General features: G+C 72.2%; 5 protein-coding genes. 1 reads left to right on the forward strand and 4 read right to left on the reverse strand.

The features are described from left to right. Positions 1 to 94: 94 nt before the first annotated feature. A complete protein-coding gene (locus WFH25_RS18670; protein ID WP_336698970.1) occupies positions 95 to 877 on the reverse strand; it encodes a MazG family protein in 783 nt (260 codons plus the stop codon). Positions 878 to 998: 121 nt separating this feature from the next. Here WFH25_RS18670 and nhaA point away from each other — a divergent pair, with 121 nt between their 5' ends. Beyond that, positions 999 to 2,177 (forward strand): Na+/H+ antiporter NhaA, encoded by a 1,179-nt coding sequence (gene nhaA, locus WFH25_RS18675; protein WP_336698973.1) that lies wholly within the window; start codon positions 999 to 1,001, stop codon positions 2,175 to 2,177. Between the two features lie 249 nt (positions 2,178 to 2,426). On the opposite strand, the gene mfd is transcribed toward nhaA, so the two are convergent. The 3 genes from mfd to WFH25_RS18690 form a co-directional block, all read right to left on the reverse strand. After that, complete coding sequence (gene mfd / locus WFH25_RS18680; RefSeq protein ID WP_336698974.1) at positions 2,427 to 6,038, reverse strand: transcription-repair coupling factor; 3,612 nt, start codon at positions 6,036 to 6,038, stop codon at positions 2,427 to 2,429. A gap of 79 nt (positions 6,039 to 6,117) precedes the next feature. Continuing rightward, complete coding sequence (gene pth, locus WFH25_RS18685) at positions 6,118 to 6,702, reverse strand: aminoacyl-tRNA hydrolase (protein WP_070416779.1); 585 nt, start codon at positions 6,700 to 6,702, stop codon at positions 6,118 to 6,120. Positions 6,703 to 6,732: 30 nt separating this feature from the next. Beyond that, complete coding sequence (locus WFH25_RS18690) at positions 6,733 to 7,365, reverse strand: 50S ribosomal protein L25/general stress protein Ctc (protein ID WP_070416780.1); 633 nt, start codon at positions 7,363 to 7,365, stop codon at positions 6,733 to 6,735. Positions 7,366 to 7,708 lie beyond the last annotated feature (343 nt).

Consider the following 7,708-nt stretch of genomic DNA (forward strand, 5'->3'; position numbering starts at 1 on the left):
GGAGGACGCCCGCACTCCCCTCGCCCGCGCCCCCAGCGCCCCGCACCCGCACCGCACTCCGCGCACCCGCACCGCTCGGGCGCGGCAGGTCGCCTCACTCTCCGACGCGGCCGGCCGACTCCAGCTCCGCGACCGCGGCACGCAGACTCGCGATCGGGTCGATCCCGGTGCCACGCGCCTCCGCGATCATCGCGAGCACGGCGGTCCCCCACCCGGCGTCCACGACGGCACCACCGGCGCCTTCCACCCGCACCTCCCGACCAGGACCCGTGTCCGGAACCGCACCCGCGTCCGGAACCGCACCCCCGGCCCTCGATCGCGCCCCCGCACCCGCAGCACCGGCGTCCGGGACGCCACCCGCGCCTCCCGACCGCGCCCCCGCGCCCGCCGCCGCGACGACGGAGGCGACGACCGCGTCGGAGTCCCCCCGTTCCTCCAGGCGTTCCAGCAGCTTCACGGCCCGCTCCATCGGCGGCATCGCCCGAGGGACCCCGTCGAAGACGCTCCGCCGCGACGACTTCTCCGCAGCCTTGGCCGCCCGCCAGACGCGCACGACGTCCTCCACGGTGTCCGCCCGCTCGTCCCCGAACACGTGCGGGTGCCGGCGCACCATCTTGTCCCGGGCGCCGGCGGCCACGTCCTCGAGGTCGAACGACTCCGCGAGTCCCGCGTGGAGGACCACCTGGTAGAGCACGTCGCCGAGCTCCTCGCGGAGTTCGTCGTCGTCCCCGGAGTCGATCGCGTCGACCAGCTCGTACGACTCCTCGACCGCGTACCGCGCCAGCGAGGCATGGGTCTGGGCGCGGTTCCAGACGCACCCTCCGGCGGGGTCGAGCAGGCGGTCGACGACGGTGACGAGGTCCGAGACGGCGGTCATGCGGTCATCGTGCCACGCAGCGCACCGTGGACGCCGCCGAGGGTCGGCCGGTATGCTGTACGTGGCGTGTCGGGAAGTCTGGTCGACGATCTCCCACCCGACCCTTCTCCGACGGAGCTCCATGCCGGCAATCGTCCGTTCCCCTCGTTTCAGCGCCATCGCTCTCCTGACCGCGGCGGTCCTCGGGCTCGTCGTGGCGAACTCGCCGCTCGGCCCCGGCCTCGAGCACCTCCTGCACGTGCAGGCCCCGTGGGGTGCGGTCGGACTCGACCTCTCGGTGTCGCACTGGATCAGCGACGGGCTGCTCGCGGTGTTCTTCCTGCTCGTGGCGATCGAGCTGAAGCACGAGCTCGTCGCCGGTGAGCTCTCGAACCCGAAGACGGCGGTCATCCCCGCGATCGCGGCGGTCGGCGGCGTGCTCGTCCCGGCCGGCATCTACCTCCTCGTGACCGCAGGGACGCCGTACGGGCACGGGTGGCCGATCCCGACCGCGACCGACATCGCCTTCGCGCTCGGCGTCCTGGCGATGTTCGGCCGCGGGCTGCCCTCGACGCTCCGGGTGTTCCTGCTGGCCCTGGCGGTGCTCGACGACCTCATCGCGATCATCATCATCGCCGTCGTGTTCGCGCACGACACCGACTTCCTCGCGCTGGCCGGCGCCGTCGTCGTGCTCGCGCTCTTCTGGCTGCTCGGCAAGGCCTTGCGCCCCGGGCGTCCCGGCCAGACCTGGGTCATCGCGGGCATGGTCGTGCTCGGTGTCCTGACGTGGTGGCTCGTGTACCACTCGGGCGTGCACGCGACGATCGCGGGCGTGGCGCTCGGGCTCGTCCTGCCGCGCCGCCCCGGGCACACGCTGCACGGCAACGTCGAGCCGTGGTCGAACGCGATCGTCCTGCCGGTGTTCGCCTTCGCGTCGGCCGCGGTGGTGGTGCCCGCCGTCGGCATCGGGGAGCTCTCGCCGACGTTCTGGGCGGTGGTGCTCGCGCTGCCGGTCGGCAAGGTGATCGGCATCACGCTGTTCGGGGCTGTCGCGACCCGGACCTTCCGGGCGCCCGGCCGCTCGACGCTGTCGTTCTGGTCGATCGTCACGGTGGGGGTGTTGGGCGGGATCGGGTTCACGGTGTCGCTGCTCATGAACGAGCTCGCCTTCGCCCGCAACGAGGAGATCCTCGACGAGGGTGTGCTCGCCGTCCTCGTCGGCTCGGGCATCGCGATCGTGGCCTCCGCCGTCGTGGTCAGCCTGCGGGCGCGTCGGTACCGGGCGCGGCGGGAGCTCTCCGAGGCCGAGGCGACCGAGTAACGGGGTCGCGCGGGGTCCGTGCGCGTCCCGCGGGGTGCTGTCCCGGAACGACATCGTCGCCGTCGTACGACGACCACGATGTCGTTCGTTGCACGCGCGCACTCTTGCACGCGCGCTCGGGCGACGTTGTCGCTGTCGTACGACACCGACAGCGTCGCATCGAGTCCGCACCGAACAGCGCGCACGCCCGCACGCGCCCGCCCGCGCGCGCACCGTCGCCACGCAGGCGCGCGACGCCAGCCCGCCCGACTACGCCGCCGGCGTCTCCGCCGGCGCCTTCGACGCCCCGTACACGGCCGTCAGGATGCTCTCCACCCACTGGATGAGCGCAGCGTCCGGCAGGGTCTCACCGTGCGGCTTCGGCAGCGGGATGCTCGCCGCGTCCTGCTGCGGGAACCACCGGGCTCCCGGGAACATCCGCTTGAGCCGCACCTGCGCCGAGTCGGCGAGCTCCTTGCCCGCGACCCGCAGGTTCGACCCCATCACGACGACGTCGGAGAGCCCGACCTGCTGCGCCATCCGGCGGAGGCGTGACACCTCGACCAGGGTGAGCACGGCCTGCGGCGGCTGGCCGTACCGGTCGGTGAGCTCGTCGAGGACCATGTCGATGCCCTCGGCCTGGGCCGCGGGGGCGGAGGCGGCGGAGAGCTTCTGGTACGCCTCGAGCCGGAGCCGCTCGGACTCGACGTAGTCGTCCGGGATGTGCGCGTCGACGGGGATCTCGAGCCGGAGCTCGGTCTGCCCCTCGGCGACGTCCCCGCGGAACTGCGAGACGGCCTCGCCGATCATGCGCAGGTAGAGGTCGAACCCGACGCCCGCGATGTGGCCGGACTGCTCCCCGCCGAGCAGGTTGCCCGCCCCGCGGAGTTCGAGGTCCTTCATGGCGACCTGCATGCCCGCGCCGAGCTCGTTGTTCGCGGCGATGGTCTCGAGGCGGTCCTGCGCGGTCTCGGACAGGGGCTTCTCGGCGTCGTAGAGGAAGTACGCGTACCCGCGCTCACGCCCTCGGCCGACACGACCGCGCAGCTGGTGCAGCTGCGACAGCCCGTACTTGTCCGCCTTGTCGATGATGAGCGTGTTCGCGTTCGCGATGTCGAGGCCGGTTTCGATGATGGTGGTCGAGACGAGGACGTCGAACCGGCGCTCCCAGAAGTCGACCATCACCTGCTCGAGCGTCGACTCGGACATCTGCCCGTGCGCGACGGCGATGCGGGCGTCCGGGACGATCTCGGCGAGGTGCGCGGCGACGGACTGGATGTCCTTCACGCGGTTGTGCACGTAGAACACCTGCCCCTCGCGCAGGAGCTCGCGGCGGATGGCGGCGGCGACCTGCAGGTCGGACTGCGGCCCGACGAAGGTGAGGATCGGGTGGCGGTCCTCGGGTGGGGTGGCGAGGGTGGACATCTCGCGGATGCCGGTGACGGCCATCTCGAGCGAGCGCGGGATCGGCGTCGCGGACATCGCCAGGACGTCGACGTTCGTCTTGAGCTTCTTGAGTTGGTCCTTGTGCTCGACGCCGAACCGCTGTTCCTCGTCGATGATGACCAGGCCCACGTCCTTGAACTGGATGCCCTGCGACAGGATCCGGTGGGTGCCGATGACGATGTCGACCGTGCCGTCGGCGAGGCCCGCGATCGTCTCCTTCGACTCCTTCTCGGTCTGGAACCGGCTGAGGGCGCGCAGGTGCACGGGGAAGCCGGCGAAGCGCTCCTGGAAGGTCTCCATGTGCTGGCGCACGAGGAGCGTCGTGGGGACGAGCACCGCGACCTGCTTGCCGTCCTGCACGGCCTTGAACGCGGCACGGATCGCGACCTCGGTCTTGCCGTAGCCGACGTCGCCGGAGAGCAGGCGGTCCATCGGGATCGGCCGCTCCATGTCGCGCTTGATCTCGTCGATGGTGGTGAGCTGGTCGGCGGTCTCGGCGAACGGGAACGCCTCTTCCAGCTCGCGCTGCCACGGGGTGTCCGGGCCGAAGGCGTGCCCCTTCGACGCCATCCGCGCGGAGTAGAGCTTCACGAGGTCGACGGCGATGTCGCGGACGGCCTTGCGCGCCTTCGACTTCGCCGAGGCCCAGTCCGAGCCGCCCATCTTCGACAGGGTCGGGGACTCGCCCCCGACGTACCGCGAGAGCTGGTCGAGCTGGTCGGTGGGCACGAAGAGCTTGTCGCCCGGGTACCCGCGCTTCGACGGCGCGTACTCGAGCACGAGGTACTCGCGCTGGGTCTTCACCGCGTTGCGGCCGCCGGAGCTCACCTCGCGCGAGACGAGCTCGACGAACTTGCCGATGCCGTGCGTGGCGTGCACGACGACGTCCCCGGGCTTGAGCTGCAGCGGGTCGACGACGTTCTTCCGCCGGCTCGCGAGCTTCTTGACGGTGCGCGCGCCCTGCTGGACGCTGCGGCCGTAGAACTCGGCCTCGCTGAGGACGGCGATGCGCGGATCCGGGGTGGCGAAGCCGTGCTCGACGGTGGCGGTCGTGACGACGGCGACGCCGGGCTCGGGAGGCGCGGTGACGGTTTCGGCACGGGCGGCGACCCCCGCGTCGGCGAGCACCTGCACCGCCCGTTCGACCAGCCCCTGGCCCTGGGCGGTCACCACGACGGCCCACCCGTCGTCGGTGAGCTGCTTCACGTGCGCGATCGCACCGTCCGCGCTGCCGGCGAAGCTCGGGATCGCCTCGGCCCGGACGCGGATGTAGTCGCCCGCCTCGGCCACGGCTTCGGCGTCGGTGAGCACGCGCTCGGCGTCGCCTTCGTCCAGCCCGGAGTCGAACGGGGAGACCGTCCACCAGGTGCGCTGCCCACGGCCGTTCTTGAGCTGCTGGACGGTGAGGAAGTTGCCGGCGTCGAGGTCGATCGGCGCCTGCGCACCGGCGACCGCGGCGCTCCACGCGGCCTGCAGGAACTCGGTGTTCGTCTCGGCGAGGCTGTGCGCGCGGCCGCTCACCCGCTCGGGCGAGAACACCGCGATGACCGCGTCGTCCGGCAGGTAGTTCGTGACCGGCACGAGGTCCTGCACGAGCGCGGGGGCGAGGGACTCCATGCCCTCGACCGGGATCCCCTCGGCGATCTTCGCGAGCATCTGGGAGAGGTTCGGGAACTCGTGCAGCATCTCGCGCGCCCGCTGCCGGACGTCGTCGCTCAGCAGGAGTTCGCGCGAGGCCGTGAGCTCGACGGCGCCGAGGTCGTCGTCGGTCGTGCGTTGGTCGGCGACGGAGAAGGCCTTGATCGCCTCGATCTCGTCGCCGAAGAAGTCGACGCGGACCGGGTGGTCGGCCGTCGGCGGGAAGACGTCGAGGATGCCGCCGCGCACGGCGAACTCGCCACGGCGGGTGACGAGGTCGACCCGGGCGTACGCCATGTCCACGAGCTGCCCGGCGATGGTGCCGAGGTCGTTGCCGCGGGACTCGGTGCGGAGGGCGATCGGCGCGAGGGAGGTGAGGTTGCCCGCGATCGGCTGCAGCGCCGCCCGGACGCTCGCCACCACCACGGTCGTGCGGCGCTCGGCCGCAGGGGCGTCCTGCCACGCGGCGAGCTTCCGGAGGGTCGCGATGCGCGTGCCGACGGTCTGCGCGCTCGGGCTGAGCCGTTCGTGCGGCAGGGTCTCCCACGCGGGGAACTCGAGGACCTCGGCATCGGGGAGGTAGCTGCCGACCGATGCGCGGACGGCCTCGGCCTCGCGCCCGGTGGCTGTGATCACGAAGACGCACTGCGGCCCGGTGCGTTCGGCCAGCAGGGCGCCGAGCAGTGGCACGCGCAGACCGTCGACGACCGAGAAGTCGGCGTCACGGGGTGCGGCACGGAGGACGCGATCGAACGCGGAGGCGCGCGAGAGCGCAGGGATGATGCCCGAGATCGTCACTCAGGAGATGGTACCGGCCACCACTGACACCGACCGCTGTGTGCGCGGCCGGCGAACGCACGGCACCGGGCAGCGCCGCTCAGGACGGGGCGTGCACGCGCTGCTGTGCGGCGAGGAGCCCGAGGTCCGCGATCGCCTCGACCGCGTCCGCGCCGTCCGCCAACAGGTTCGGCAGCGTCTTCTTCTCGGTCGGCGAGAAGTCACGCAGCACGTAGTCGGCCGGGTCCTGGCGCCCGGGGGGTCGGCCGATGCCGATCCGCACGCGGGTGAACTCGTTGGTCCCCGTGGCCTTGATGATGTCGCGCAGGCCGTTGTGGCCGCCGTGCCCGCCACTGCCCTTCAGGCGGACGGTGTCGAACGGCAGGTCCAGCTCGTCGTGCACGACGACGAGGTCGGCCGGGGTGGCGCTGTAGAACCCGAGCACGCTCGAGACCGGGCCACCCGAGGTGTTCATGAACGAACCGGGCTTGGCGAGCACCAGGCGGGGTCCCCCGGGCACCAGGCGTCCCTCGGCGACCTGGTTCGGGGTCTTGTGCTTCTTGAACGTCGCGCCCATGCGGGCGGCGAGTTCGTCGAGGACCATCTGGCCGACGTTGTGACGGTTGCCCGCGTAGCCGGGCCCGGGGTTCCCGAGCCCGACCACGACGAGCGTCTTGCCTGTCATCAGCGTCGGCCAGATGTCCGCGAAGGGGTGTTACTCGCCGTCGACCGGGGCGGAGCCGCCCTCGGCACCGGCCTCGGCGCCCGCCTCGGCAGCGGCCTCGTCGGCGGCGTCGTCGTCGGCGGTGCCACGCGGGGTGACGATCGCGACGACGAGTGCCTCGGCGTCGGTCTCGAGCTCGGCGCCCTCGGGGAGCTGGAGCTGCGAGGCGTGGATCTGCGTGCCGTCCTCGAGGCCCTCGACGTCGACGACGACGTGCTCGGGGATCGAGGTGGCGAGCACCAGGAGCGAGACCGTGTTGAGGTCCTGCACGTGGATGGTGCCGGAGAAGGACTCGCCCTCGACGACGACGGGCACGTCGACCGTGACCTTCTCGCCGCGGCGCAGGACCACGAGGTCGATGTGCTCGATGATCTGGCGCACCGGGTCACGCTGGACGTCCTTGACGAGGGCGAGCTGGGCCGCACCCTCGATGTCGAGGTCGACGACCGCGTTGGCGGTACGGACGAGCAGCATGGTCTCGTGGCCGGGCAGCGTGATGTGCTTCGGCTCGGTGCCGTGGCCGTAGACGACCGCGGGGATCTTGTCGGCGGCACGGAGCTTGCGAGCAGCGCCCTTGCCGAACTTGGTGCGGACTTCCGCTGCGAGCTTGGTGTAGTCGGCCATGGTGTCTCCTGGTCTCGGGGACGACACCGGGGTGCCGGCATCGTGGGGGTCTGTGGTGTTGCAACTCGAACGCGTGCACGCGTGAGGAACGTTCCCAAGCTGGGCCGGGTCTCCCACCGCGTCGATCACGGCCGCGCATGCGCGGCCCTCGCCGAAGTCAGTCACCGAGTCTAGCAGGACCGATCCGGGCGTGTCGCACCGTGCCCTGGACGTCGGTACAGGCGGGGGGGGGGGGGGGGGGGGGGGGGCGGGCCCCCCCCCCCCACCCCCGCGCGGGGCGGGGGCGGGGCGCGCGGGGGGCGGGCGCGGGCCGGCGGGGGGCGGTCGCGGGGGCAGCCCGCGC

Origin of the sequence: Curtobacterium sp. USHLN213 (assembly GCF_037144815.1) — a bacterium.
GTDB lineage: Bacteria > Actinomycetota > Actinomycetes > Actinomycetales > Microbacteriaceae > Curtobacterium.